General features: G+C 60.0%; 31 protein-coding genes and 1 pseudogene. 15 read left to right on the forward strand and 17 right to left on the reverse strand.

The genetic code is table 11. From position 1 onward, the window contains the following. The first annotated feature begins 134 nt into the window (after nucleotides 1-134). Nucleotides 135-923, forward strand: a complete 789-nt coding sequence (locus L4G42_RS17890) for a hypothetical protein (protein WP_048729851.1) — start codon at nucleotides 135-137, stop codon at nucleotides 921-923. Between the two features lie 34 nt (nucleotides 924-957). On the opposite strand, the pseudogene L4G42_RS17895 reads toward L4G42_RS17890, so the two are convergent. The 8 genes and pseudogenes from L4G42_RS17895 to L4G42_RS17930 all read right to left on the reverse strand — a co-directional run. Continuing rightward, nucleotides 958-3,126: pseudogene (locus L4G42_RS17895) on the reverse strand (transporter substrate-binding domain-containing protein); the annotation flags it as partial. Nucleotides 3,127-3,173: 47 nt separating this feature from the next. Next, a complete protein-coding gene (locus L4G42_RS17900) occupies nucleotides 3,174-3,800 on the reverse strand; it encodes a response regulator transcription factor (RefSeq protein WP_065991486.1) in 627 nt (208 codons plus the stop codon). A 362-nt stretch (nucleotides 3,801-4,162) separates the two neighbouring features. Further along, complete coding sequence (locus L4G42_RS17905) at nucleotides 4,163-4,552, reverse strand: response regulator (protein WP_237250820.1); 390 nt, start codon at nucleotides 4,550-4,552, stop codon at nucleotides 4,163-4,165. Between the two features lie 297 nt (nucleotides 4,553-4,849). Beyond that, nucleotides 4,850-6,181, reverse strand: a complete 1,332-nt coding sequence (locus tag L4G42_RS17910) for a deoxyguanosinetriphosphate triphosphohydrolase (RefSeq protein WP_237259466.1) — start codon at nucleotides 6,179-6,181, stop codon at nucleotides 4,850-4,852. Nucleotides 6,182-6,276: 95 nt separating this feature from the next. Then, nucleotides 6,277-7,440, reverse strand: coding sequence for an EAL domain-containing protein (locus L4G42_RS17915; protein ID WP_237250822.1), 1,164 nt, complete (start codon nucleotides 7,438-7,440; stop codon nucleotides 6,277-6,279). A 158-nt stretch (nucleotides 7,441-7,598) separates the two neighbouring features. Further along, nucleotides 7,599-7,940 carry a hypothetical protein gene (locus L4G42_RS17920; RefSeq protein ID WP_065991490.1) on the reverse strand — a complete coding sequence of 114 codons (342 nt, stop codon included), beginning with the start codon at nucleotides 7,938-7,940 and terminating at the stop codon, nucleotides 7,599-7,601. Beyond that, complete coding sequence (locus L4G42_RS17925) at nucleotides 7,937-8,323, reverse strand: phage holin family protein (RefSeq protein ID WP_122624202.1); 387 nt, start codon at nucleotides 8,321-8,323, stop codon at nucleotides 7,937-7,939. The genes L4G42_RS17920 and L4G42_RS17925 overlap by 4 nt, the downstream gene beginning before the upstream one ends. Nucleotides 8,324-8,328: 5 nt before the next feature. After that, complete coding sequence (locus tag L4G42_RS17930; RefSeq protein WP_065991492.1) at nucleotides 8,329-8,643, reverse strand: ElaB/YgaM/YqjD family protein; 315 nt, start codon at nucleotides 8,641-8,643, stop codon at nucleotides 8,329-8,331. Nucleotides 8,644-8,904: 261 nt separating this feature from the next. Between L4G42_RS17930 and L4G42_RS17935 the strand changes: the two genes are divergently transcribed. Beyond that, nucleotides 8,905-9,144, forward strand: coding sequence for a glutaredoxin family protein (locus L4G42_RS17935; RefSeq protein ID WP_237250823.1), 240 nt, complete (start codon nucleotides 8,905-8,907; stop codon nucleotides 9,142-9,144). Nucleotides 9,145-9,197: 53 nt separating this feature from the next. Here the strand turns inward: L4G42_RS17935 and L4G42_RS17940 are convergent, their stop codons facing one another. After that, a complete protein-coding gene (locus L4G42_RS17940) occupies nucleotides 9,198-9,464 on the reverse strand; it encodes a hypothetical protein (protein ID WP_237250824.1) in 267 nt (88 codons plus the stop codon). A gap of 422 nt (nucleotides 9,465-9,886) precedes the next feature. Between L4G42_RS17940 and L4G42_RS17945 the strand changes: the two genes are divergently transcribed. Next, on the forward strand, nucleotides 9,887-10,777 hold the full coding sequence (locus L4G42_RS17945; protein WP_237250825.1) for an RluA family pseudouridine synthase: 891 nt from the start codon (nucleotides 9,887-9,889) through the stop codon (nucleotides 10,775-10,777). Nucleotides 10,778-10,891: 114 nt separating this feature from the next. Here the strand turns inward: L4G42_RS17945 and L4G42_RS17950 are convergent, their stop codons facing one another. After that, complete coding sequence (locus L4G42_RS17950) at nucleotides 10,892-11,116, reverse strand: YgdI/YgdR family lipoprotein (RefSeq protein ID WP_074887297.1); 225 nt, start codon at nucleotides 11,114-11,116, stop codon at nucleotides 10,892-10,894. 84 nt (nucleotides 11,117-11,200) lie between these two features. Then, nucleotides 11,201-11,794, reverse strand: coding sequence for a molybdenum cofactor guanylyltransferase MobA (gene mobA, locus L4G42_RS17955; RefSeq protein ID WP_237259465.1), 594 nt, complete (start codon nucleotides 11,792-11,794; stop codon nucleotides 11,201-11,203). A gap of 78 nt (nucleotides 11,795-11,872) precedes the next feature. Between mobA and moaB the strand changes: the two genes are divergently transcribed. Together moaB and L4G42_RS17965 are read left to right on the forward strand one after the other, a co-directional pair. After that, entirely contained in the window at nucleotides 11,873-12,412 is a 540-nt protein-coding gene (gene moaB, locus L4G42_RS17960; protein ID WP_065991499.1) for a molybdenum cofactor biosynthesis protein B, read from the forward strand. 6 nt (nucleotides 12,413-12,418) lie between these two features. Beyond that, complete coding sequence (locus tag L4G42_RS17965; RefSeq protein WP_237250827.1) at nucleotides 12,419-13,633, forward strand: molybdopterin molybdotransferase MoeA; 1,215 nt, start codon at nucleotides 12,419-12,421, stop codon at nucleotides 13,631-13,633. 73 nt (nucleotides 13,634-13,706) lie between these two features. On the opposite strand, the gene L4G42_RS17970 is transcribed toward L4G42_RS17965, so the two are convergent. Beyond that, entirely contained in the window at nucleotides 13,707-15,539 is a 1,833-nt protein-coding gene (locus L4G42_RS17970) for a monovalent cation:proton antiporter-2 (CPA2) family protein (RefSeq protein ID WP_237250828.1), read from the reverse strand. A gap of 263 nt (nucleotides 15,540-15,802) precedes the next feature. Here L4G42_RS17970 and L4G42_RS17975 point away from each other — a divergent pair, with 263 nt between their 5' ends. The 3 genes from L4G42_RS17975 (at nucleotide 15,803) to L4G42_RS17985 (ending at nucleotide 16,997) form a co-directional block, all read left to right on the forward strand. Then, nucleotides 15,803-15,991: a hypothetical protein gene (locus L4G42_RS17975; protein WP_122538211.1), complete on the forward strand. Its 189-nt coding sequence runs from the start codon at nucleotides 15,803-15,805 to the stop codon at nucleotides 15,989-15,991. Nucleotides 15,992-16,141: 150 nt separating this feature from the next. After that, nucleotides 16,142-16,408 carry a PepSY domain-containing protein gene (locus L4G42_RS17980; protein ID WP_237250829.1) on the forward strand — a complete coding sequence of 89 codons (267 nt, stop codon included), beginning with the start codon at nucleotides 16,142-16,144 and terminating at the stop codon, nucleotides 16,406-16,408. Nucleotides 16,409-16,565: 157 nt separating this feature from the next. Further along, nucleotides 16,566-16,997: a GNAT family N-acetyltransferase gene (locus L4G42_RS17985; protein WP_237250830.1), complete on the forward strand. Its 432-nt coding sequence runs from the start codon at nucleotides 16,566-16,568 to the stop codon at nucleotides 16,995-16,997. Nucleotides 16,998-17,161: 164 nt separating this feature from the next. Here the strand turns inward: L4G42_RS17985 and L4G42_RS17990 are convergent, their stop codons facing one another. Beyond that, nucleotides 17,162-18,400 (reverse strand): NAD(P)/FAD-dependent oxidoreductase, encoded by a 1,239-nt coding sequence (locus L4G42_RS17990; RefSeq protein ID WP_237251033.1) that lies wholly within the window; start codon nucleotides 18,398-18,400, stop codon nucleotides 17,162-17,164. Between the two features lie 169 nt (nucleotides 18,401-18,569). On the opposite strand from L4G42_RS17990, the gene L4G42_RS17995 reads away from it, so the two are divergent. From L4G42_RS17995 to map, 5 genes are all read left to right on the forward strand, one after another. Then, complete coding sequence (locus tag L4G42_RS17995; protein WP_237250831.1) at nucleotides 18,570-19,601, forward strand: Ldh family oxidoreductase; 1,032 nt, start codon at nucleotides 18,570-18,572, stop codon at nucleotides 19,599-19,601. Between the two features lie 162 nt (nucleotides 19,602-19,763). After that, on the forward strand, nucleotides 19,764-20,012 hold the full coding sequence (locus tag L4G42_RS18000) for a hypothetical protein (RefSeq protein ID WP_237250832.1): 249 nt from the start codon (nucleotides 19,764-19,766) through the stop codon (nucleotides 20,010-20,012). Nucleotides 20,013-20,400: 388 nt separating this feature from the next. After that, nucleotides 20,401-20,751, forward strand: a complete 351-nt coding sequence (locus tag L4G42_RS18005; protein ID WP_122538217.1) for a helix-turn-helix domain-containing protein — start codon at nucleotides 20,401-20,403, stop codon at nucleotides 20,749-20,751. A 71-nt stretch (nucleotides 20,752-20,822) separates the two neighbouring features. Next, nucleotides 20,823-21,077 (forward strand): ParD-like family protein, encoded by a 255-nt coding sequence (locus tag L4G42_RS18010; protein ID WP_108120136.1) that lies wholly within the window; start codon nucleotides 20,823-20,825, stop codon nucleotides 21,075-21,077. Further along, complete coding sequence (gene map, locus L4G42_RS18015) at nucleotides 21,074-21,859, forward strand: type I methionyl aminopeptidase (protein WP_237250833.1); 786 nt, start codon at nucleotides 21,074-21,076, stop codon at nucleotides 21,857-21,859. Before L4G42_RS18010 ends, map begins: the two co-directional genes overlap by 4 nt. Before the next feature lie 226 nt (nucleotides 21,860-22,085). Here map and L4G42_RS18020 read toward each other — a convergent pair whose 3' ends face one another. Continuing rightward, complete coding sequence (locus L4G42_RS18020) at nucleotides 22,086-22,355, reverse strand: hypothetical protein (protein ID WP_237250834.1); 270 nt, start codon at nucleotides 22,353-22,355, stop codon at nucleotides 22,086-22,088. Between the two features lie 83 nt (nucleotides 22,356-22,438). Then, nucleotides 22,439-22,663 (reverse strand): DUF6555 family protein, encoded by a 225-nt coding sequence (locus L4G42_RS18025; RefSeq protein ID WP_237250835.1) that lies wholly within the window; start codon nucleotides 22,661-22,663, stop codon nucleotides 22,439-22,441. Between the two features lie 479 nt (nucleotides 22,664-23,142). On the opposite strand from L4G42_RS18025, the gene L4G42_RS18030 reads away from it, so the two are divergent. Beyond that, complete coding sequence (locus tag L4G42_RS18030; RefSeq protein WP_237250836.1) at nucleotides 23,143-23,472, forward strand: hypothetical protein; 330 nt, start codon at nucleotides 23,143-23,145, stop codon at nucleotides 23,470-23,472. 92 nt (nucleotides 23,473-23,564) lie between these two features. On the opposite strand, the gene L4G42_RS18035 is transcribed toward L4G42_RS18030, so the two are convergent. Together L4G42_RS18035 and L4G42_RS18040 are read right to left on the reverse strand one after the other, a co-directional pair. After that, nucleotides 23,565-24,641 (reverse strand): endonuclease/exonuclease/phosphatase family protein, encoded by a 1,077-nt coding sequence (locus tag L4G42_RS18035; RefSeq protein WP_237250837.1) that lies wholly within the window; start codon nucleotides 24,639-24,641, stop codon nucleotides 23,565-23,567. A gap of 44 nt (nucleotides 24,642-24,685) precedes the next feature. After that, nucleotides 24,686-24,886: a DUF1654 domain-containing protein gene (locus L4G42_RS18040; protein ID WP_074887522.1), complete on the reverse strand. Its 201-nt coding sequence runs from the start codon at nucleotides 24,884-24,886 to the stop codon at nucleotides 24,686-24,688. Nucleotides 24,887-25,154: 268 nt separating this feature from the next. Between L4G42_RS18040 and L4G42_RS18045 the strand changes: the two genes are divergently transcribed. After that, nucleotides 25,155-25,379 (forward strand): YgdI/YgdR family lipoprotein, encoded by a 225-nt coding sequence (locus L4G42_RS18045; RefSeq protein ID WP_237250839.1) that lies wholly within the window; start codon nucleotides 25,155-25,157, stop codon nucleotides 25,377-25,379. Nucleotides 25,380-25,465: the final 86 nt, after the last annotated feature.

The following is a 25,465-nucleotide window of genomic DNA, read 5'->3' on the forward strand; positions in this document are numbered from 1 at the left end:
GTCAAGAAGTGAAGCGCGTTCGAGTAAGTTGAAATTATGCGTGCTTGTATCTAATGCAAATTGCCCGCCTAGTCAACGAAAATCGAATATGGCATAATGCTTTGTAATAAAAAATCATTTTGGAGTAAACAAGGATGTATAAGCAAAGTTTTTTGTACCTTGCATTGATGGGTTTTACACTCGCGGGCTGTCAAACTAATCAGTCAGTAAGTAGTAAATATGCAGCCGACGCTGACTATCTCAATAAAAGTTACTTGGTTACAAAAGACCAGACGTATATGGGGATTCGTGATTCCTTGACTGACGGGCAAAACGTTACCATCGTACAAACTTTCAGAAGCCCGCAGGGTTTACTGATGGTAAAAGTCATGAATGATACTAAACAGGTATTATTTGATAAGCCATACAGTTTGAGCGACCTAGGGTTGGTTGACAATATTGGTGACCCTGTTCAAAAGTCTGTTGACGAAAATAAGGTTAAATCAGGGGTTTTCGGAAAACAGCAACATGGCTATGGCAAAAAACTTTTTGAGGAAAATTATAGCTATACCTCTACGGTCGAAAATACTCGGCTTGACGGTCTCGTAGTACATGGGGAATCTCGACGTGATGGTCTTGGAGCAATCTGCTCCAAAGGAAAGGTTTTCCTGACCGTAACACAATCAGATACTATCGCCGCACCGGGTAGTACTGTCTCTTATCGTATCTATGTCGACAGAAAACCAACATATGACGTAACAGCGCAAATGGCGACTTACTCCGCTCTTTTTTCTACCCCACCAGATGCCCTAGTCCAAGACCTATTACAGGGTAGAGAAGGTATTCTGCGAATTAACACTTTAACTACTGTCCGCACTGTCAATTTCAGACTCGATGGGTTTGCAGAGATGTACACGCGGGTCAGAAATAACTGCTTGAAATGAAGAACGCTGACTAAACGGAGTTTCTACAAAATCCGCCAGTGATTGCATTCATGGGCGTGCGGATCTCGTGGCTCATGGTTGCCAGGAAGGTGCTTTTCGCGCGGTTGGCATCGTCCGCCAGGTCCTTGGCCGTCTGCAGTTGCTCGATCAATTGCCGCCGTTCGCTGATGTCGATCCAGCCGCCGATGATGCCCTGCACTTTGCCGAGGGAGTCGCGGAACGGAAGGATCCAGTGGTAGATCGTCAGCTCGCGGCCGCCGATGTGCAGCGAGCGATCGAGAATCAGCGGCTCGTTGTCGGCCATGACGCGCTTGTAATCCTCGACGTAACCCAGAGCCTCCTCGGTATTGCTTAAAATGCCGTCCAGAATACTTTTGCCGATCACGTCCTCGCGCCGCTCGGCAAAGGCGGCGAGGTAGCTTTCGTTGCACATTTTCAACAGGCCGTCGCGGTCGCGGACATAGATGGGATGAGGCGTGCCGTTGACCAGCGCGCTCATGAATTCGAACTGATCGTTGAGCGCACGCTCGGCGCGTTCGCGCTGTTTGATCTGCCGGCGCATCCAGGCATTCCACGCCAGTGAACCCAGCAGCAACAGACTCGCGCCGCCGATGATCTGATAGATCAACAGCTCATAGTCGTGCCACGCGCCGCTGCCCGGCGGTGTATAGGTGCGCCAGCGATTGTTGATGGCGGCCAGGTCTTCCGGGGCGATGCTCGACAGCGCCTTGTCGAGAATCGAGGTCAGCTCGGTCGCATTGCGTGACGTGGCCATGGCAATGCGCGCCGGTTCCTGCCCCACCGTTACACGCATCTGCAACGTGTCGTTCAACGCCCGTGAGGACAGGAAATAACTGGCGCTGAACAGCGAAGTGATGGCGCCCTCCACGCGGCCGTGGGCGAGCATGTCCAGGGCTTGCGCCGGGTTGTCGACCTCCACCGGATAAATGCCCGGGTGCTGGTCGTGCAGGAAGGGCAGGATCGGGCTGCTGAGGGTCAGCGCCACCCGCTTGCCGTCCAGTTGATCGAGATTGGAGGGGGCCGAGGTTTCCTTGCGCGTGACCAGCACGAACACGTTGTCCAGGTAGGGACGGCTGAAATTGAAGCGGTTCTGGCGCTCTTCGCTGGGGATCATCGCGCCGATCAGGTCGGCCTGACCCTGGCTCAGCTGGTTGGTCATGTCGTTCATGCTGGCGGCATGGGTGACCTTGAAGGTGAGCCCGGTGCGCAGGCGGATGAGTTCGAGCAAGTCGGCGGTGACGCCGCTGAAATTGCCGGCCGCATCAAAGAACGTCAGCGGCGCATAGGCCTCGTTGAACACCACGCGAACGGTCGGATGCTGTGCGATCCAGCGTTCTTCTCGTTGATTGAGCTGCAGCTTCTGGTCGGTGAGCATCAGGTCGCTGCCGGCGCCCCAGCGTTTGGAAATGGCGACGCGCTCTTCCACCGGAATGCCGTTGAGCACCCGATTGACGATGTCCAGCAGCACCGGGTTGGACGCCTGCACGGCGAAGCTGAAACCGTTCGCCTCGTGCTTGCCGAAATTGGCCATCTGCACGTTGTTCAGATAGCCCTTGTTGATCACGTAGTGGGTGGAAATCGTGTCGCCCAGAAACACGTCGGCCTGATTGAAGGCCACGGCATTGATCGCGCTCTGGAAGGAGGGGAAGGTCTGCAGCCGCGCCTTGGGATAAAGCGCGGCGATTTCGTCGGGCGGCAGGTAGTGATAAACCATGCTCAGGCGCAAACCGTTGAGGTCGCCGTTCAAGGGCCGGGCCTCTCCGGCGCGGGTCACCAGGACGGGCTGGTCAACGGCGTAGGGCGTTGACAGCATGATCCCGCGCGACGCCGCCTCGTAGCCATTGGCGCTGCCCAGCAAATCGATTTCGCCCTCGCTCAGCGCCTGAACCGCCTCGTCGCGGCTGGCGAATCGCAGCACCCTGACCGGCAGGTCGAGCACGCGTCCGAGAATGCCCACGTAATCAGCGGTAAAGCCTTCGTAGTCGTGCCCGGTCAGGGTCATGTCGAAGGGCGGATAGTCCGGCGCGGAGGTGCCGACCACCAGCTCGCGCTTGTTGCGCACCCATTGCCACTGGGCGCGGTCCAGCGTCACGTCCATGTGCGCAGGGTTGGAGCGGCTCAGCAGCGTGTAGCGTTCCGGCGCCAGGGGATCTGCCTGGGTATCGAAGCCAAGGCAGACCATCACGGCTGCTATCCAATAGTCCTTTAACGCCTTTGGCATCCTGTCTCTCACACTAGCGAATTGCGTTTTGCCATCTCGATAAGTTCTACCAGAGTCTTGGCCTTGAGTTTTTGCATCAACCGGGTTTTGTAAGTGCTGACCGTTTTGTTGCTGAGAAACATGCCTTTGGCGATTTCCTTGTTTGTCCGCCCTTGGGCAAACAGTTGCAACACCATCAGTTCACGGTCATTGACGAGTTTGAAGCGCTCAAGCTCGTTGGGGTCACCCTCTTTTTTGATCGACGCGGCAAGGGCCTGACTGGGAAAGTAATTGTAGCCGGATAATACCGCTTTGACCGAGCTGACAAGTTCGCTGAGGTCTTCCTGCTTGCACACATAACCCGAGGCGCCCGACTGCATGCATCGGATGGCGAACAGGCTCGGCGCCTGAGCGGTCAGAACGAGAATCTTCGAGGGCAGGTTCATGGCGTTGAAGCGGGCGAGGACTTCGAGCCCGTCCAGCTTGGGGATGCTGATGTCGAGGATGATCAGGTCGGGCATGCATTCACGGACCATCTGCATGGCGTCGACGCCGTTGTCGGTCTCTCCGACCACCTCGTAATTCTCGTTTTCCAGAAGCATACGTATGGCCATTCGTATGACCGGGTGGTCGTCGATAATAAAAATAGAGTTCATGATCAATCCATAACGGGTGGCAAGAAAGCGCGCACCTTATCCCAGATGTTCAAGGCGCACATAAAGAGATCATGCCCGAAGCGCTATATAGGAATGTTCCTACAGAAATAAGCGTATGTGCGTACATGGATGCACTCGGCGGTCATGAATGTTTAATACGTATCAGTATTTACCGTTGATTAAATGCATTTAAAAATGCGTGTTTATTGCCAATCGGAATAACCCCGCACATTCGCGAAACTGTCCCTGCATGTTTAAAAACGTCGCTTGCCCGATATCAACGGCACGTGGAAATGCGCACTCCGCAGCGGCCTGCATCGGTGCTGGCAGATACCCGAAAAGGACCGGGCTGCAGGCGAACATTACGCGGGCGTGGACAGCAGGCTGATCAGCTCCAGGGTGTTGAGCGGTTTGCTCAGGCACCCCAGCAGTGGCAGGCCCATCGCCCTGGCTTCGGACTCAAGGCTCGCCAGCGGATCCGCGTCGAGGCCGCTGAGCAGCACGGCGCGCTGGATCAACCCGCGCTGGTTCGCCGTCCGTATCAGCTCCAGGCCGCACATGCCCGGCAGACGCTGGTCGCAGAGCAGGAGGTCATAGGGCTCGGCGCTGCGCTCCATGGCGCCGAGTGCTTCGCTGGCATTGAGCGCCGGCGTGACGCGGTACAGACCATGGTTGTTCAGCAGTATCTGCAAGGCGATCAACTGAAACGGATGATCCTCAACCAGCAGGATTCGGAAATCTTTAGTGAACATCGGCGGTTCCAGACGTAGGGGGAGTGAGCGCGACCGCGTGATGGCGGGCCGGCGGCGCGCTCGCAGGTGGACGGTGTCTTCGGGAGGTAATGGGTCGGGTTGTCCCAAGGCTCGGAATGGCGCGGATTATTCGGCAGGGATGTACGACCAGCGATAAGGGCATTCCGACGGTTGCGTAGGAAATGTCCGAAGTTGCTGTTGGATTTCCTGAAGCCCCAATGAGAAAAGCCCGAATACAGGCTCGTATTCGGGCTTTCGCGAGCGTTCTCGAAAAGGCGCGACTGCTAAAAGGCGCCGCTAGACAGGGCTGGAGTGACCGGTCATTTCACGGGCCATTTCGCTGGCGTAGCTGTCGGTCATGCCGGCGATGAAATCGATGACCCTGAGGAAGGACGTGTGCAGCGGCCAGCTTGGGTCGGGCGCGTTATTGCCCAGCAGATCGAGAATGCGCCGGCTCTTGAACGATGGCTCATGCCCGCCGAACTGTTCCAGCGCCGCGCCGCAGAAGGCATTCAGCAGGATCTCCAGCGTGGTATAGGCGCCGATTTCGTGCAGCGTCTTGCGCTTGTCCTGGAAGATCTTCTTGCGCGCCATGTCCTTGGCATTGAGCACGCAGCGTTTGGCTGGCCCGTGCATGTGTTCGACCAGATCGCCCTGCAGCGTGCCGGCCAGCAGCGCGTCCTGCTGTTCGACGAAAGCGCGGGCCGCGGCGTTGGTCAGGTGCTCGATGGCCTTGCCGCGCAGAATCGCCAGCTTGCGACGCCGCGAGTCATTGGGGCCCAACTGGCGGTACGTTTCCGGCAGATCATCGCCCACCAGACCCAGCAGCAGCGACTCGACCTCGTCGTAGGTGAGCAACTCCATTTCAAGACCGTCTTCGAGATCGATCAGCGCGTAGCAGATGTCGTCGGCCGCCTCCATCAGGTACACCAGCGGATGCCGGGCCCAGCGTTGGTCCTCGATCTGCGGCAGGCCGAGTTTGCCGGCGATCTGCTCCAGGATCGGCAGCTCGCTCTGGTAGCAACCGAACTTGTGTTTCTTGTAGCCCAGGGAGTCGGCGTGACGCGCCGTCCACGGGTATTTCAGGTAGGTGCCGAGGGTGGCGTAGGTCAGCCGCGTGCCGCCCTCGAACTGGTGGTATTCCAGTTGGGTGAGGACGCGGAACCCCTGGGCGTTGCCTTCGAAATTGAGGAAGTCGTTGCGTTCAACCTCGCTCATCGCGTCCAGCCAGCCGCGGCCTGCGGCCTGTTTGAACCAGTTGCGGATGGCGTCTTCGCCGGAGTGGCCGAAGGGTGGATTGCCGATGTCGTGGGCCAGGCAGGCCGATTGCACGACCATGCCCAGATCACTGGGGTCACACCAGTCGGGCAGGGCACTGCGCAGGGTTTCGCCGACGCGCATCCCCAGCGAGCGGCCGACGCAGCTGACCTCCAGCGAATGGGTCAGGCGCGTATGGATGTGGTCGTTGCTGGTGACCGGGTGAACCTGGGTTTTGCGGCCGAGACGGCGAAAGGCGCCGGAGAAAATGATCCGGTCGTGATCCTTGTGGAACGGACTGCGCCCCAATTCCTCAGGGCTGTGCAGGGTCTTGCCAAGGCGCTCGCGGGTGAGCAGGGTTTGCCAATCCAAGGCCGGTACTCCGTCGGGTGATTACCGCGCTAGCTTCCCGGTTCACCCCGCACGCTGCAAGCACAAGATCGATGAAACGATACCAGCAAGCATCATCAAAACCCGGCCGCGTCGACATCGATCAGCAACAGCCGCTCGCCGTTGTCGAAGAACTGCCCGGCCGTCAGGCAATACTGATTGCTGGTGGCGTCGCGGTAGGTGCTCGAAAGCGTCAGGCGCCGCTCGTGCCAGCCCTCGGCGAGCAGGTGGTAGAAATAGGGCCGCCAAGACCAGTTATGGCCCAGATACCGGGCGTCTGCGGTCCACGCACCGTTGCGCCATTCCAGATTGGGCGTGAGCTGCGTGCCGTGGCGGTCGCACTGATAAAAGCGCAGCAACCACGGGAATTCCGTGACCTGGGGCAAATCACTCAGTGGTGCATTGCCCTCGGCCCAGCGCTGCAGCCGGGACATCAATTGCGTGAGCTGCTTGCGCAGGCTCATCAGCTGTTCACGCTCACCGACCTTCTTCATCACGTAACGATCACGCAGGGCCGCGAAGCGGTCGACAAACGCATCGGCCTCGAAGAAATCCAGCTGCGCCGGGGCGAACAGATAGCCCTGGACGTAGCGCGAGCCGCATTCGAGGGCGAAGTCCAGCTCTGCTTCGGTCTCGACCCCTTCGGCGATGATCCAGCAGCCGGTTTTCTCCGCCATCTGTGCGAGGGCCTTGACCACATCGCTGCTCGGGCCGCCCCGCGCTGCGGCCTGAAACAGCCGCATGTCGAGCTTGAGGATGTCGGGCTGCAATGCCAGTACCCGGTCCAGCTGCGAATAGCCCGCGCCGAAATCATCGATGGCGATGCGCGCGCCGGCATCGCGGTAGCGAGCCACCACCTCGTTCAGGCGCTGGCCATCGCCGCTCAATTCCGTGATCTCAAAGACGATCCGTTCTGCGGGAATGCCGTAGGACTGCAGCTGCTTGAGGCTCGGCGGCGATTCGTCGGCGCGTAGGCGACTGATCCAGCGCGGGGAGATGTTCAGGCTGAGGAACCAGTCACTTGGCGCCCCGTGAAAGCGGCTCAGGGCATTGTCGCGAACCTGACGGTCCAGCCGACGCAATTGCACCGCGGGGCGGCGTGGATCGGTAAATAGCGGGCCGACTGACTGCAGGCTGCCGTCTGCCTGGCGCAGACGGCCCAGGGCTTCTATGCCGGCGATGCGCCCGGTCGCGGTGTCGATGAACGGCTGGAAACAGGCGAGCGGTTGCCCATCGAACACATGGCCTCCTTAGTGGCGATTGGTAGGGGTGACGGTTGGTATGCTTGGGTTTTTCAGATTGTCGTCGGACAAACACCCTCACCTCACCCGATAAGGCTATCGGGCAAGGTGAGGGCTATTGGCAGGATGCAGCTAGCAAGAATGCAGCCAGAAGGCGTTTAGCGACGGCGGGACGAGTTCTGCAGGGCCATTTTGATCAACGGCAAAACGGTTGCGCTGAACTTGATCAGACGGGTAACGCTGCCGGTTTTTTTGCTGCGCGTGCCCTTGCCGGTGAGAAACCCCAGCAGGGTGACGGCACCGACACCCCACAGCGGCCCATGCTTGATGCCGAGGGAGCCGGGGAGGTCGGAGGCCATGCCGCGCATGCGTTGCAGGGGATGCATCAGTCGCGAGGATTCCTGACGGATCTCTTGACGGTGCATCTCCATGCGCAGGCGGATCAGCGCCTTGCGCAACTCGCGACGGTTATGGGTCTGGGGCAATTGGGGTGCGCTCATGGCATCAGTCGCTCGCGGTCGTTGGCCAGTTCTTCCAGGGTCGAATGGAAGGGTGAAGACTCATCGAACACAGCCGCCTTCAGCCGCATGGCGCAGAACAATGCCGCCAGGGTGTATAACCCGCACAGGCCTATGATCCCGTAGAGGCGATAACTGTCCCAGACGAGAATCAGCAGCAGCGCGGACAGGCCGATGAGCAGCAGCAACGCGAAAACCAGCGCCAGGCCTGCGAACAGCAACAGCCTGACCGTACGGGCTTTCTGTTCCTGAAGCTCGATGCCGAACAGTTCGACATGGGTGTGCAACAGCCCCAGAAAAGCCGCACCCAGCCGCCGTGGCGAAGAGGATTGATCGGTCCCGGTTGGACCTGTCGGCTGCGTCATGGCCGTTAGCGCCGGGTGGCCAGCAGGCCCAGCAGGAAGCCGACGCCAGCTGCGATGCCTACCGATTGCCATGGATTGTTCTGAACATAATCCTCAGTGACGATGACCGCTTCCTTGCCGCGTGCGCGCAGGGTTTCTTCGGTCAGTTTGAGGGTTTCACGTGCACGGAGCAGGCTTTCGCGAATCTGCTCACGCAGTTCGTCAGCCTGTTCACCGGCCAGGGAGGCCGTGTGCGCCAGCAGTTTTTCCGTATCGGCAACCAGCGTCTGGAAGTCAGACATCAATATGTCCTGGGCTTTTTCTGCTGTAGGTCGAGCCATGGTTTTCTCCTTAGGGGATGACGATATGGGGTTTCGAGTATGGCGCATTCCTGAAGGTTCATTCCAATCGCGTGAACAGGGTTGCCGTTTCGCGTGAAGCGGTTTCTGCGCCGTTCCGGTGCGCCCGCCGAGCGTCGCGCTCCAGTGTGGGTGGGCGACAGGAGGGAGGCCAGGAAGCATGCGCAAGCTCGACGGTATGGGCGGCCAGTTCTAGACTTGCCGATCTAACCCTTGGAATCGCAGCCACAGAGGGGCCTAGCCATGCCACCGGAATGTCAGCTGTTCGGAACGTTGGGGTGTCATTTGTGCGAGGTGGCCGAAGCCGAACTGATGCCGCTGGTGGAGCACGGCTTGATGGTGGAGCTGGTCGACATCGCCGAGAGCGAGGCGCATTACGAAACCTATAGCCTGAGGATTCCCGTGCTGAGGCGGGCAGACACCGGTGCCGAACTGGACTGGCCGTTCGACACCGATCAGGTCGTGCTGTTTCTGAGCGACTGACGGGCACAATCAGGGCATAAGCGCGCGTCAGCGTTGGCTTCAGAGATTGCGCGTCAGAGATATTGCGTGTCGACCACCATGGCTTGAGCGACGGCGGCTTTCTGCTCGTCGGTCATGCCGTCCCAGACGTGAACTTTAGCGTAGTAGCCGAGGCCGGCGACGACGTACAGGCTGAGGGTGAGCACGATGAACACCGACATGAATGTCCAGCGACCCACGTCTTGGTCTTCGTTGGAAAAGGACTGCGAGTAGTTTTCATCGTTCTGCGATGAAGTACCGGTGGAGAGACGTTTGATCCATTGGAAGAATTGAACCAGCATGGGCGTAACCTCAAAAGTTGCGAAAAGAAATCTGTGGCGGCAGCAAGTCGTGCAGTGGCGCTCAACGCGCAATACAAACGCTGAAAACGAAAAAAGCCCGTCGATGACGGGCTTTCTTTTTATGAGTTTCAGGTCTGGCAGGCGTTTTCGATTTCAGTCACGGGGGTGTTCGTGTCCGCTCGGATTCGCGCCTGCGTGCCGATTTCGAAACATTTTAGGACAAATAATTTTGCGCATCCAGCGCTGTCCTGTCGCTGTCAGACAACTGGCGCCGGTTTTCCGTGCGACATAACGTCGCGCGCCGCTGTGGCGCGCGGGATAGAGCCTTCCGGCGAATCCGAGATTTACCCTGTCGCGTAAAGATTCGCCGGCGTTGATAATGCCCGCCCTGTCGCCATCGTCATTTTCAGCCTGAGCCGTTTATGTCCGCACCTGTGTTTACCGCCGCCCACCGTCAAGCCAGCACGTTGTATCTGCCGCCCGGACCCTGGCTGACGGTGCTTGAGTGCCTGTGCGAGCGCTTCAGTGCCATCAGCCGCGAGCAGTGGCTGGACCGGATCGCGCGGGGCAAGGTGCTCGACGCTGACGGACAGCCGATCGCAGTAGACCTTGCGTACCGCGAAGGCCTGCGTATCCATTACTTTCGCGAAGTGCCCAACGAGACGCCGATTCCGGTGCAGGAGTCGATCCTGTATGCCGACGAGCATTTGGTGGTCGCCGACAAGCCGCATTTTCTGCCCGTCACCCCGGCGGGCGAGTACGTCGAGCAGACCCTGCTGCGGCGTCTGATCCGTACCCTCGACAATCCCGACCTGGTGCCTTTGCATCGCATTGACCGGCACACGGCGGGGCTGGTGCTGTTCTCGGCCAGCAGGCAGACGCGTTCGGCGTATCAGGCGCTGTTTCCAACCCGGCAGATTGAAAAGCGCTATGAAGCGATTGCGCCTGCGCTGCCGGACATGGCGTTTCCGCGCGTCCACAAAAGCCGCCTGGTCGATGGCGAACCGTTCTTTCGCATGCAGGAGGGCGAGGGGCCAAGCAACACCGAAACTCGCGTTGAAGTCAGCGAACGAAACGGCGGGCTCTGGCGGTACGCGCTGTATCCGGTGACCGGCAAAAAACATCAACTGCGCGTGCACATGGCCGCCCTGGGCGCCGGCATCTGCAATGATCCGTTCTACCCTGAGGTGCTCAAGGATACCGTGGACGACTACGCCCACCCGCTCAAATTGCTCGCCCAGGGATTGCGTTTCATTGATCCGGTTACGGGCCAGGAGCGGGTGTTCGAAAGCCGGATCACACTGGATTGGTAACGCGGGTGTGGCCCGGTGCGACCCGGTTATTCCAGACAAAAAAAGACCCGCTCGATTGGCGGGTCTTTTTGCTTTCGGCGGCGGTCTTTTCAAACCCTCGCGATCAAGCCGGCATCACAGTTCTTTAACGGTACGAACCTGATCTTTGTTGATGCGGGTTTCTTTACCGTCCAGCTGTTTGAACTCATAGAAGCCCGACTCTTCGTCGTACTTCGGCTCGTCGGTTGCCTGGATTTCACGGCCGTCGTTCAGCGTGATCACCGTTGGCGAAGAGCAACCGGCCAGAGAGGCGAGGCTCAGTGCAAGCAGGAAGGCGGCAGGAAGAGTCCGTTGTTTCATTGCTGTGTCTCCGGGGTATTTTGTTTAGTGATGTCTCTGACGCAGAGTGTAACGGCAAAGTTCCATGAAACCTGCCCGCTGCGCTCAGGGCTTGATTTCGGTCAATAGATCCGGCGTGTTGAGGTTGGCCAGACGCGGGTCGTCGGACTCGCACTGCAACGCGACGGCGCGCAATTCTGCCAGGGTCCGGCGCGGGCTGCGCTGACCCTGCTGCCAATGCTGCTCGAACACAGTCGCGTGGTGGGTGGGAATGCAGCATAGAAGCGGCTCCCACTGCTCGCCCTGACGGACCATGACCGGCACGCCGGCATTCGCAGCAGCGGTCTGGCGCAGGCCATCAAGAAGCGCGCGATCCAGCAGCGGCATGTCACAGGGGATGACCAGCAGATAGTCATGTTTCGCCACGGCAAGGCCTGCGCGAATACCCGCGTAGGGGCCGGGGAAATCTTGCTGCTCATCCTCGACCAACCGGTCGGCGTAGCGCGCGTACTCCTCGCGGTTGCGGTTGCACGAAACGATCAAATCATCCGTGAGCGGGCGCACCAGCCCATGCAAGTGTTTGATAAAAGGCTTGTCGCGCCAGGCGATCAGGCCTTTGTCACGCCCGCCCATGCGCCGACCCTGGCCGCCGGCGAGCAGCAGGATGGAGCAGGGCGGGAGGGCTTCGGAAGGGGTCATGATCAGCTCGGTTGGCGCGGCAAAAAAAAGGTGCTGTGATATAACACCGCCCTGTTTCCTCTACAACCGGACCTCGCCATGAAAGCCAAGGCAGACTCGCCTTTCGTACCCCTGAACATCGCTGTTCTGACGGTCAGTGACACCCGTACGTTTGAAACCGACACCTCCGGCCAGATGTTCGTCGACCGCCTGACCACGGCCGGTCATGGCCTGATCGAGCGCGTGCTGCTCAAGGATGACCTGTACAAGATCCGCGCCCAGGTGGCGACCTGGATCGCCGATGATGAAGTGCAAGTCGTGCTGATCACCGGCGGCACCGGTTTTACCGGCCGCGACAGCACCCCGGAAGCCGTGGCCTGCCTGCTGGACAAACAGGTGGACGGTTTTGGCGAACTGTTCCGCCAGATATCCCTGCCCGACATCGGCACCTCGACCATTCAGTCCCGCGCCCTTGCCGGTCTGGCCAACGGCACGCTGGTGTGCTGCCTGCCGGGCTCGACCAACGCCGTGCGCACCGGCTGGGACGGCATTCTCGCCGACCAGTTGAACAACAGCTTCCGCCCCTGCAATTTCGTGCCGCACCTCAAGAAGGCCGAACCCTGCGCGACTCGCGGGTGAGCCTCCATGAGCGCACCTGAAATGAGTCGCCTGATGCCGGTCGAAGAGGCTATGCAGCGATTGATGGACCTCGCTGCCGCCGCGCCGATCACCGAGCGTGAAACCGTGGCGCTGGCCGATGCCCAGGGGCGCGTGCTGGCTGACGATCTGGTCTCGACGCTGGATTTGCCGCCGTGGCCCAACAGCGCCATGGACGGTTACGCGATGCGCGTGGCGGACTGGACCGGCGAGCCGTTGCCGGTGAGCCAGCGGATCTTCGCCGGGCACGCGCCCGAGCCACTGCAACCCGGGACCTGCGCGCGGATCTTCACCGGGGCTCCGGTCCCTGAAGGGGCTGACTGCGTCGAGATGCAGGAGAACGCCGAAGTCCAGGCCGACGCGACAGTGCGCTTTCTCGAACCGTTGAGCGCCGGTCAGAACATTCGCCCGAAGGGGCAGGAGACCACGGTCGGGGACAAGGTGCTGGATGCCGGCACGGTCATGAATCCAATTGAACTGGGCCTGGCCGCGAGCATGGGTTTCGGCCACGTGCAGGTCATGCGCCGCGCCCGGGTCGCTGTGCTGTCCACGGGCGATGAGTTGATCGAGCCGGGGCAGCCGCTGGGGCCGGGGCAGATCTACAACAGCAATCGCGTGTTGCTGTGCAGCTGGCTGACGCGGCTGGGCTGTGAAGTGGTCGATGCGGGCATCCTTCCCGACAACCTCGAGAAAACCCGCGCGGCGCTGGGCGGCCTGAACGACGTCGACCTGATCCTCTCCACGGGCGGCGTATCCGTCGGCGAAGCAGATTTTCTTGGTCACGCGCTGCGTGAAGAAGGCGAGATCGCCCTGTGGAAACTGGCGATCAAACCCGGCAAGCCGCTGACCTTCGGCCATTTCCGTGGCGTGCCGGTGATCGGCCTTCCGGGCAATCCGGCCTCGACGCTGGTGACCTTCGCGTTGCTTGCCAGACCTTATCTGCTCAGACGCCTGGGCGTGCAGGCCGTCAAGCCGCTGCAGTTTCAGGTGCCTGCTGCATTCGTCTGGACCAAACCGGGCAACAGGCGCGAGTACCTGCGCGGACGCCTTGAGCAGGGCCGGCTGGTTGCCTACCGCAACCAGAGTTCAGGTGTGCTGCGCAGCGCCGCCTGGGCCGACGGACTGATCGAAATCATCGAAGGCACAACGGTGGCGGAGGGCGACCTGCTCAACTTCATTCCGCTGAGCGAAGTCATGGGCTGAAGATGAATGGGTTCCTTGTAGGAGTGACCGGGGTGGCGCTCCTACAATAGCCCGCGATCTTACCGATTCACCTCTATTTTCTGGCCTTCACTGCAGGCCTCGCGTCGCTCGCTTCTTCGTCCATCCGGTCGGATTCGAACAGCTCGGACAGTTCGGTCCGGGCTTCCAGCGCGCTTTGCATCACCTTTGCGGCGTCGTCGTAGATCAAGTGCTGGCGATTCAGCACTTGTTCGTCATGACGCTTGAAGCGCTCGATGCGTGCATGGGCCTGGGCTTCACTCAGGCCCAGCCCGATCAGCGTGCGGCGGGTCATTTCCAGGCTTGAATAGAAAGTTTCCCGCACTGCTTCGGCGTCCAGATCCAGCAAGCGGTGAACGTGCTGGCGGTTACGGGCTCGGGCGATGATCTTCATGTGCGGGTACAGCCTGCGCACCAGCTCGGCGGTCTTGATGTTGGTGTCCGGGTCATCCGTGGCGATGACGAAATATTCGGCCTGATCCACCTTCGCCGCGCGCAGGATTTCCGGCCGCAGGGGGTCACCGTAGAATACCGGTACATTACCGAAGCTGCGGGTGAACTCGATGGTTTCCACCGACGTGTCCAGCGCAATGAACGGGATGTTCTGGGCGCGCAGGATACGCGCGACGATCTGCCCCATCCGGCCCATGCCGGCGATCACCACACGCGGGTTGTCGGATTCGATTGCCTTGTACTCGGCCGGTACTTCCTTGACCACCGGTTTGGGTTTCAGCCAGCGCGACATCACCAGCAGCAACAGCGGCGTCAGCGCCATCGACAGGGTGATCGTCAGTACCAGGGTGTCGTACAGCGTGGCGTCGAACAGGCCCTGATCGCGGCCGATCTTGAACACCACGAACGCGAATTCACCGCCTGCCGCCAGGACCAGTCCGAGGCGCAGCGCGCTTTGCTTGCCCAGCCCGCCTGCCAGACGGCCGACGAGGAACAGCAACGGCAATTTCAAGCCGATCAGCAGCAGCGTCAGGCCCATTACCGTGAGCGGCGAGTTGATCAGCAGGCCAATGTTGGCGCCCATGCCGACACTGATGAAGAACAGCCCCAGCAGCAGGCCTTTGAACGGCTCGATCTGGGCTTCCAGCTCATGACGGTATTCAGAGTCCGCCAGCAGCAGGCCGGCAAGAAACGCCCCCAGCGCCATGGACACGCCCACCAGATCCATCAGCCACGCCGTGCCGATTACCACCAGCAAGGCGGTCGCGGTGGACACTTCCTGCAGTTTGGTTTTGGCGACAATGCGGAACACCGGCCGCAACAGGTAACGACCGCCAACCACGACAATGGCGATACCGCCGAGCACTTGCAGGCCGTGGCGCAGGGAGTCGCCGGAACTGGCATCGTGTGAACCGCCCGCCAGCATCGGCACCAGCGCGATCAGCGGAATGGCCGCGATGTCTTGAAACAGCAGAATGGCAAAGGCCAGTCGACCGTGGGGCGCATTGAGCTCCTTGCGTTCGGCCAGGCTTTGCAAGCCAAACGCGGTCGACGATAGCGCCAGCCCCAGGCCGAGCACCACGGCGCTGTTTAGCGGCTGATTGAAGCCCAGCAACGCGACCGCGCCAATGGCCACCCCCGTGAACAGCACCTGCGCCAGGCCGACACCGAACACCGATTTGCGCATGGTCCAGAGGCGTCGGGGCGATAGCTCCAGGCCAATGATGAACAACAGCAGCACCACGCCCAGCTCGGAAATGTGCGCGACGCTTTGCGGGTCGCCGATCAGGCCGAGGCAAGACGGTCCGATGATCACACCCGCGATCAGGTAGCCAATCACGGCGCCCAGTTGCAGGCGTTTTGCCAGAGGAACCGTGAGAACGGCGGCGAGCAGGAACACGACTGCGGCCTGCAACAGGCTGCCTTCATGGGGCATTGGGAACTCCTTGTTAAAAGAGGGCGAGGAAGAATTCTGGCTTGGATGCAGACCCGTCCCACCGCCCTGAAACGCTTAAGCGACTGAAAAGTGCGCGTATTAAACCACGTGAAAGTGGCGGGCATCAGCGGCCGAGACGCTTCGTCGCAGCCCTGACGCAGCCCCGACGCAGGCGCTGGCGTGTCAGCATCGACGTGAGCAGGTAACATGTCCGCACATTTGTACTGCGCCTCACATCTCGACCGGTTTTCAGGAATCCCGCAATGACCAACAAACAGCGTCTGATTTACTCGATCATCATCGCCTTGAGCGTTCTGGCGATCATGCTTGGCCTTTCCCATCTGCAGACCACCGGCGTGCTCAGCGAAAAGACCTTTCAGTACATCGCGATCTTTGTCGCCGTGGTCGTGGTGGTGCTCAACGGCGTGCTGCGCCGCAAGGTCAAGCGCTGATCCGCGTCAGCGCAGCATTCAGCCGTTGTCAGCGGTGGCATTCATTCGGCAGCATCAAGCGGTTACAAAACCCCGGATGAACTATTTTTCCGGTCACGAACTCCAAAAAATCGCATTCAAAAAGCCCGTACAGGGAAATGGAGTTCAATCATGATCAAGAAACTTACCGCTGCCGTTCTCGCCACCGCTGCCCTGACCACCGCACAGTTCGCCCTGGCGGACAAACCGGGCGCTGGCTGGATCACCATCGAAAAAGCGATCGAAAAAGCCAAGTCGGCGGGTTACACCGAAGTCTACAAGATCGAAGCCGACGACAACGGCTACTGGGAAGGCGAAGGCCGCAAAGCTGACAGCCTGACTTACGAATTCCGCATCGACGGCACCTCTGGCAACGTCCTGCGCGATCAGAAAGACTGATCGACCCTGCGCTTGAGCGTGTGTGGAAGCCCCCGGGCTTCCACTTCCATTTTCACTAACCCCTCGCTACTCCGTTGCTTTAACCCCTCGCAGCTTTACTCCCGCCCGTATATCCGACAACCTTGCGCTCCCCATTTCCGTCAGCAGGAAGCGACGCATGAGTGTCCGGATCGAATTCAAATCCAACCCCTCCGAAGAAGAACGGCTGCAGATCCTCGAGCCGCTGAGGGCGTACAACGCAGCCATGGCCGGCGATGGCAAGTCAGAAAAATTTGCGCTGTTTGTCCGTGACGAGCAGACCGATGTCGTTCTCGGCGGCCTGCATGGCCGAATCCTCTACAGCTGGCTATTCATCGAACTGCTCGTCGTGCCTGAACAGGCCCGGGGTCAGCGCATGGGCAGCCAGTTGATGGAGATGGCCGAGGACCTCGCCCGCGAACGGGGCTGCGTCGGCGTGTGGCTCGACACCTTTGATTTCCAGGCGCCCGAGTTCTATCGCAAGCATGGGTATGAGCAGTTTGGTCAACTGGATGACTATCCGCCCGGGCACCAGCGGCTGTTCTTCCAGAAGCGCCTGACAGCGGAGTAGTCGAAGGTTTCAATGGCGCACTGAAGTGGGTGGGACGCACATCCTGTAGGAGCGCGCTTGCCCGCGAACGCGCCGGGTCAGTTGCCAAGGCTGCGTCTGACAAAACGCTTTCGCGGGCAAGCGCGCTCCTACACCGGGCTGCGTATCGTGGGCAACGGCGGGGCTTACCTGAACCGACTCGGGCTGTAAGGCCCGGGATCGGTAAACGGCGCGGCGCCGGTCATCATTTCAGCCAGCAGCCGGCCGGTCACCGGGCCGAGCGTCAGGCCATGGTGGGCGTGCCCAAAATTGAACCACAGCCCTTTGTGTGAAGCCGCCGGCCCAATGACCGGGCGCATGTCCGGCAAACAGGGCCGGCGACCCAGCCAGGGCTCAGCGTCCAGCCGCTCGCCCAAGGGATAGAGCGTTCGGGCGATGGCTTCGCAGCGGCGCAGCTGGATCTCGTTGATGGGCGCGTCTGGTGCGGCGAACTCGACGCCGGTGGTCAGGCGAATCCCGCGGGCCATGGGCGCCAGTACATACCCCGCCTGGGCGTCGATGATCGAGTGCTGCAACGGCTCATCCGGTTTTGCCGCGTAATGCATGTGATAGCCGCGCTTGATCCCTAGTGGGATGCGGTACCCGAAGCGGGCGGTCACCTCCGCCGATTGCGGCCCCAACGCCACCACCGCGTTTTGCGCCTGCACAACTCCCTCGCGGGTTTCCACGTGCCAGCCGTCGTTGAGCTGATGAAGACTGGCCGCGTCACCCTTGAGCAACACGCCGCCGCGCTTGACGAACAGCGCGGCATAACCGCGGACCAATGCACCGGGATCGGTCACGCTTTTCGGGTCGAGCCAGTGAATGGCGCCCAGCGCGCCACGCAGATGAGGTTCGCGCTCGCGCAACTGGCTTGCCTCAAGCACCTCATAGCGCAGTCCGTGACGGTCATAAGTGCGGGCGTCCACCACCGCCAGGTCAAACTCCTTCCTGTCGCGATAGAACTCGATCCAGCCCCTGGCGCGGATCAGCGAGGTCATGCCTGACGCGTCGGCGAGCAGGTCATGCTCGCTGACACAGCGTTCGATCAGCGGCAGCAGTGCGCGGCTCGCGCTGGCCAGATTGACGGGCGAGGAGTTCTGCCAGTACTGAAACAGCCAGGGCGCGATCTTCGGCAGCCAGGCCGGGCTGAAACGCAGGGAGGATTGCCGGTTCAGCGCATAACGCGCCAGTCGCGACCATTCACGCGGAAAGGCGTACGGCACGATGCTGGAGCGCTCGATCAAACCGGCATTGCCGTGGCTGGTGCCAGCGCCTGGTTCATCGCGGTCCAGCAAGACCACGCGCTGGCCTGCCGCTTGCAGGTGCAGCGCAGAACAGACGCCGACGATACCGGCGCCGAGGACGACGGTTTGGCAATCAATGGTTAGAGAATCCATCGAGCGATCCTTGTTCGGTGAGGGCAGGGCGGCCATTGCCCAAGGCTCGCAGTTTACCCGCTTGTTGCTGCGCATTACTCTTCAGAACGAGCGCCTCCAGACGCCCGCCTTTTCTGTTCCGCTTCCACGTCCAATAATCACAACGGAGCTTCAGATGCCTTCAACGCACGACAGCCAGACCACCCGGACGATTTCCTTTGCCGATCTGACGGAGCTGCTGCGGCAGATCTTCGTGCGCCACGGCACCTCACCCGAGGTGGCGCGGGTGCTGGCCGCCAACTGCGCGGCCGCCGAGCGCGACGGGTCCCATAGCCACGGCATCTTCCGCATCAAGGGTTACCTGTCGTCGCTGGCAGCGGGTTGGGTCGACGGCCAGGCCGAACCGAAGGTCGAGGACGTCGGCGCAGCGTTTGTGCGCGTCGATGCCATGGGCGGTTTTGCCCAGCCCGCAATGCAGGCAGCCAAGGCCCTTGTCATGGAGAAAGCACGGAGCGCCGGGATCGCCATTCTGGCCATCCGCAACTCCCATCACTTCGCCGCGCTGTGGCCGGACGTCGAGCCGTTCGCCCAGGAAGGGTTGGTGGCGTTGAGCGTGGTCAACAGCATGACCTGCGTCGTGCCCCACGATGCGCAAAAACCCCTGTTCGGCACTAACCCCATCGCGTTCGCCGCGCCACGCGCCGACGGTCAGCCCATCGTTTTCGATATGGCCACCAGCGCCATCGCCCACGGCGACGTGCAGATTGCCGCCAGAGAGGGGCGCATGCTCCCGCCCGGGATGGGCGTCGACCGCAATGGCAAGCCGACCGAAGACCCGAAAGCCATCCTCGACGGCGGTGCGTTGCTGCCATTCGGCGGTTACAAGGGATCGGCGCTGTCGATGATGGTGGAGCTGCTGTCCGCCGCGCTCACCGGCGGCAACTTCTCCTTCGAGTTCGACATGTCGAAGTCTCCCGGCGCGCAAACCCCCTGGACCGGTCAGGTGATCATCGTTATCGAACCGGACAAGGGCAGCGGTCAGGCATTTGCCGAACGCAGCGAAGAACTGGTCCGGCAGATGCACGGCGTCGGCCAGCAGCGCATGCCGGGTGATCGCCGCTATCGTCAGCGTGAGCGATCGTTGAAGCAAGGGATCGCGCTGTCGGCAGATGATCTTGATCGGCTGGAGGCGCTGGCCCGGGTTTAAGCGTCTGGCTTCGGATTCAGCCTATGTGACGGCAAGAAAACGGGTGTGGACGACCACGATACCGGCGCTTATTCGCATGACCATTCGTCGCGACAGGACTTGCGCTCGAGGGGCGTTGAAAATACTGTATGTTTAAACAGTATCGAGAAGAAGAGAGCGGCCATGCAAACCAATCAAGCCAACACCCGTCAGGAATTCGCTGCGCAGAAAAACGAATCGTCGTTCAGCAGCGTGTGGGGCAACGAGATGCAACGTGAGGATTTTCTTGCCCTGGCATCGGGACTTCGCCAGTTCAGCGCCAGTCAGGCCGACCTGGCGTTTGTGCCATCCAGCGCTGGTTATGCAGCGGGCTATGCCACGGGCAGCGCAAGCGGCTACTCGGCTGAGCAGGGTCAGCTTGCGGGGGAGTGATGTCGGAGGGCGTGCTCCCAGCAAGACAGCCGGGACAGATTCAGGGCTTGAATCGCACCAGGACCGGGACGGGCGTTTGACCGGTCACCGTGTCATATGCGTCAGGCTGGCGCATTTTACCGGTGCGAATCATCGCCAGCGCAACCAATGTGCCCACGGCCGATAGCGCCAACCAACCCAGTAAGAAAGAAATCATTGTCTGGTTCTCCGAACTACAGAAATCGGGCTGCCATTCAAAAAGAATAGCGGTACATCAGAACCTATCGGCTACGAACGGGATTCCTGAGCCGTCAATTCGGAAGATTGACCAAATGAGCCCAAGGGCGCAACTCCCTCGGACCAATGGGGTCTTGCTCTTTGAACATAGTCAACTTCAGGACCCTCGTTTATGAAAGATCTCGGCTCACGTCTGAAAGAAGAACGCAAACGGCTCGGGCTGTCGCAACAGGACTTCGGTTCTATCGGTGGCGTAGAGGCCAACGCTCAAGGCAAATACGAGAGCGGTGAACGCATCCCGCGTTCTGATTACCTGGCGGCACTCGGCAAAAAGGGCATTGACGTCATGTACGTGCTGTCCGGTGAGCGCACGCCGATCGCCACCGACACACTGAACGAGGCGGAGCGGGCGGTCATTACTCATTACCGGGCGCTCAGCGAAGACGACCGCGAAGCGATTTCGCAGTTGGCTACATCACTTTCCGAGTGCGCGACCGAGTTTTCCCAGTCGCGTTCTGCGTAAAGAAAGTACGGAGCCGGTTGCTAGAAAATATACGGAACGTATATGCTCCGTATATTCTTCGAGAGGTCGGTATGGGACTGGTAAAAATTTCCGAACAGATGCACGCCAACATTCGTTGCGCCAGCGCGGCCTTGAGTCGCTCGATCAATGCACAGGCCGAGCACTGGATGCGGGTGGGCATGCTCGCCGAGCTGCACCCCGGTCTGAATTACAGCGAGATCTGCCAGCTGCTGATCCGCGCTGAAACGTCCGGCGGCGCCGTGTTGAGCCTTCAGCCCTGCGATCTTGTACCGGATCTGGCCCCGGCCAGGGCGGTGTCCCAATGAGCATCAGTCTCAAGACCGAGGCCGATCTGGTCGGGCTGCGTGTGGCGGGGCGTCTGGCCGCGGATGTGTTGGCGATGATCGTGGAGCATGTCAAGCCGGGCATCAGCACCGAAGCGCTGGATGACATCTGCAACGCTTACATCGTCAACGAGCTGAAAGTGATCCCTGCCAATGTCGGCTACCACGGGTTCACCAAGACCACCTGTATCTCGCCCAACACGGTCGTCTGCCACGGCATCCCATCAGCGGATGACGTGCTCAAAGACGGCGACATCGTCAACATCGACGTCGCGGTCATCAAGGATGGCTGGTACGGCGATACCAGCCGTATGTACTACGTCGGGGCGGTCAGCCCGCTCGCCCGCCGTCTGGTCGAAACCACGTACGAGGCCACGCTGGCCGGGATACACGCAGTGAGACCCGGTGCGACGCTGGGCGACATCGGCAATGCCATCCAGAGCGTGGCCTACCGCGAAGGCTTCAGCGTGGTGCGCGAATACTGTGGGCATGGCATCGGTCGCAAATACCACGAAGAACCTCAGGTGCTGCATTACGGCGCGGCAGGCAAGGGGCTGAAACTCAAGACCGGCATGGTTTTCACCATCGAGCCGATGATCAACGCCGGCAAACCGGGCACCTACGTGCTGGACGATGGATGGACTGTGCTTACCCGCGACCAGTCATTGTCAGCGCAGTGGGAACACATGGTGGCGGTGACTGAGACCGGCTTCGAGCTGCTGACCCCGTGGCCGGACGGCACGGGCGACTACCCGGCGGTCTGAACACAGGTGTTGAGCAAGAGGCTGGGCAAGAGGGTCTGGACGCATGAAGTCACAATAGCGGGCGTGACGAAAATGAGGCTTGGCTTGTAGGCTTCTTCTCGTTCCCCTGTGGTGCTGCCTCTTGACAGGCTCAGGATGATCAGCGCAGGTAGCACCAGGGGAGAACACCACTTTATCGATCACAAAAAAACCGGCCTTGGCCGGTTTTTTGTTGCCTGCGTAAAATCTAATGTTTCGACGGCTCAGCTTCCAGCTGCTTGGCAGCCACGACCCCGGAAGAGCTGAGTTTGATGGGGTACTTCAAGGACCGGCCGCCGTCACTGGGGTGGTGGACGCAACCGTCATGGATCAACCCGGCTGTTTGCAAATGCTCAAGGGTGTCGGCGACTGCGTTCTCCCCTCTGTAGTTGTCCAGAACTTCTTTGCCCAGGCCTGTCGGGTGGGCATGCAGCAATCGGGTCAGGACTTCCTGTTTCAATGCGTTGTCGATGGTCATGTTTACCTCGCGTTGCTGGTGTGATGAGCGCTGCTTGTAAATTCCGACCACGTGAATCAGGGATTGTTTGCAGTTTTCCTCAATCAGGTGCGTTTCCATTGCACCTGCGTGACGCCCAGGCCTTCGGCGTAAAGCAGCGCCAGTTTCACCGGACCCGCGCAAATGTGGCCCTCGACTGCGCCCACCCCTGCGTGCAAGGTCGCAAAATGCAGCGCGTCACTTTCGCATAGATGGTAGCCCTGATGGTTGAAGTGCCGCGGCTCACCTTGAAACCGGTAATGAATTTCAAAATCCTTATAGTCATTCATTGTTTTGGCCTGTAGGGGCGTGCGGTGACGCCGGGTGAATGAGGGCTTCCTTCATGTACCTGCCAGCGTGCGCCTCGACTGCATCGGCGTTGCTGTCACTTCATTTCGAGATCGATACAGGCTGATCAACTCTCCATGGGCCTCGGCTAGTAATGCATCTCCACCTCAGGCGCGCCGTCCGTGATCGGGTTGCGAAGCGACCGACCGACGCAGAATTGCACACCTTCATGAGCTTTTAAAATCGCTGGCCGATGGGCGGCCATGTGCCATATCGATATGGATATTCGCCTTATATCCAGACGCGTTGAATGGATGAACATGGCGTTTTCGAGGGGGGCGCTGCGGATCAAACCAACCCGCGAAGGTGACCGCTGGAGGTGTGGGAAATGTTTTGTGCGGAAAAGGCAAATTGATCGCCCGCGTCGGCTGCTTTTTCTGAAAAAATCCTTTTTTATCAATTGATTCCGGGATGGATGTGTATGCGCAGTGTGGGCTTGGTCGTAGTGGCGGCTTTTCTGGCAGCGGTGTCCGTGACCGCGCACGCCAAGGACCTCAGCAAGAACGAGCTGCAGGTCTGCAAATGGGGCGCGGGTATTGCGGGCGCGGCGCAGCAGAGCAAGCTCTCTGGCACCACCCTCTACAGCGCGCGCAAAAAACTGCAGAGCCGTAAGTTCGCCAAACCGTGGATGAGCAAGATGGCGCTGGGCATCACGGAGCAGACCTACAAAAGCCCTTCGAAGCTGAAACCCGCGGCTGTGAACCAGACCTACTATGAGGGATGCATCCAGCACGATCTGGCGCGTAAATGATTCGGGCGGTCATTCGGCTTTAAACAGCCACGGTGCGTCTGCAACGGTGTGGCAGGCGACTGAAATAATGAATTGCCAAGCGCCGCTGCCGATCAATGGCAGTTGCCGGCCAAGTGATAGTGCTGCGCTTCGGCCGCCGCCGGGCTGTTGAACTCAACCCGGTTTTTCTCGGCGATTGCGTTGTACGAAGGGCAGTCCGGGCGGTGGTACACCATGGTCTTCTTGTTGCCGCGAATCGCCAGCGTCAGGTTAGCCGGGCTGCCGCCGGCACTCGCAGCGGGCTTCATCGGATTACTCGCAGCGGGCCGGGCTTGGGCCGTTACAGCAGACGCGCTGGCCGCGCCGTTGCCTCCGCTCAGATTGGCGCTGAGGAAAATCGGTGCGTGGTCGGACACGCTGTCACGGCCCTTGGCGTGGGTCAGGCCGAGGAATTTCGGGTAATCGAACACCTCGACCTTGTTCACCCGGATCGCCGACTGCTTGCTGATGAAGATGTTGTCGTAGAGGTTGGCGAATTTGCCGTCCTTGGTCGACAGCGTGCTGGCGCCGTCAAGTACCAGCGGCCTGGCGCTGGTGTCGAGCTTGCCCCACGCGGGCGAGTTGGGCGGGGTGTTGAAGTCGCCCATCAACATGATCTGATTGTTGCCGGGGTAGGTTTCCTGCAGCCAGGTCCAGTAATTGGAAAGCGCGACGATTTCCGAAGCGCGGTCCGCCTGGTTTTTGCCGTACAGGATATGCACGGTGGCGACGACAAAAGTCTTTCCGTCCTTTAGCGAACGGAACTTTGCGGAGTAGGGCTCACGCTCGAAGGTGTCGCTGCGGTCCAGATAGCTCACGGCGCCGTCTTCATAGGCAACGGCATCATCCCGCCAGACGAACCCGTACATTTCCTTGTAGGAAGAGCGCCCCACGGCATGGGATGCCATCGAACTCCAGTGCTTGCCAGTCTGCCGGGTCAGCTCCTTGGCCAGCGCCTCCAGCGCGTCGTCGCTCATCAACTCCTGAACCGCGAGAAAGTCGACCTTTTGGGCGACCTTGGCGATGCCCTGAAAGTCCTTGTTCGGGCGCACGCTCAGGTGCTCCAGGTTCCAGGTGCCAATGTTGACGTCAGCCGAAGCGGTTTGCAGGAACGTAAAAGCCAAAAGCAGAGCGACACAAAATCTGAGCATGTTATCCAACTGGGTAGTTCATCTAGGTGGGTTCGGGTTGCAGGTCAATCTTCCTTGGGCACGGTCCAGAAAATCTGCACACCGCCGTCGTCTCGCCAGGCCAGGGTCACGTTGTCGTTCTCGTCGATCTCTTCCAGCAACTGTTTCCAGTCGTCCTCGAGTTCGTCCGCAAGCCGGAAAATCAGCGCCGCGCGGGCTTTCTGCGCACTCTGCGAGTTGATGATTTTCTGCACCCGCACGGCCATGCGCTCGTAGTGCCCTGGCGATGCGTCGGTTGATGCGTTGATGTCAGACACGAAGTGATCCTCCTGTTCGCTGTATGCGCATACAGTATTTGAGTGTCAGACGTTTCGCAACAGTGGATCGGACAAAAACCTCCTTTGATCCAAGTCGCTGATTTTTCGGCTGATTGTTCGGCTTGCGAACCAAAGTCGATCACGCTGATCTGATCTGCTAGATGACTATTCAGCGCTTGAGCCCACGAAGCTTGAGCCCTACCCACCAGGAGGCTTTATGAAGATTCAATCATTACTGATGCCGGTCGCACTCGCCTGCTGTGCAGCATTGGCGGGCTGCTCCACGTCGACCGTGGTCACCCTGCAAAACGGTACGCAGTACGTGACCAAGGATGCGCCGAAGACCAAGAGCAAAGACGGCTTTTATGAGTTCGAAGACATCTCCGGCAAAACCATCCGCGTGCGCGCCGACGAGGTAGCTACTGTTAAAGAAGAAGATTGAGCCAGGGCGGGGCCCGGCTGAGGTGGTCTCCGGGCTCGTCTGTATTGCAAACTCGTCCCGATCTGAGTGGAACGTCTTCGCATTAC

Source organism: Pseudomonas petrae (genome assembly GCF_021728295.1).
In the GTDB taxonomy this organism is placed as follows: Bacteria; Pseudomonadota; Gammaproteobacteria; order Pseudomonadales; family Pseudomonadaceae; genus Aquipseudomonas; species Aquipseudomonas petrae.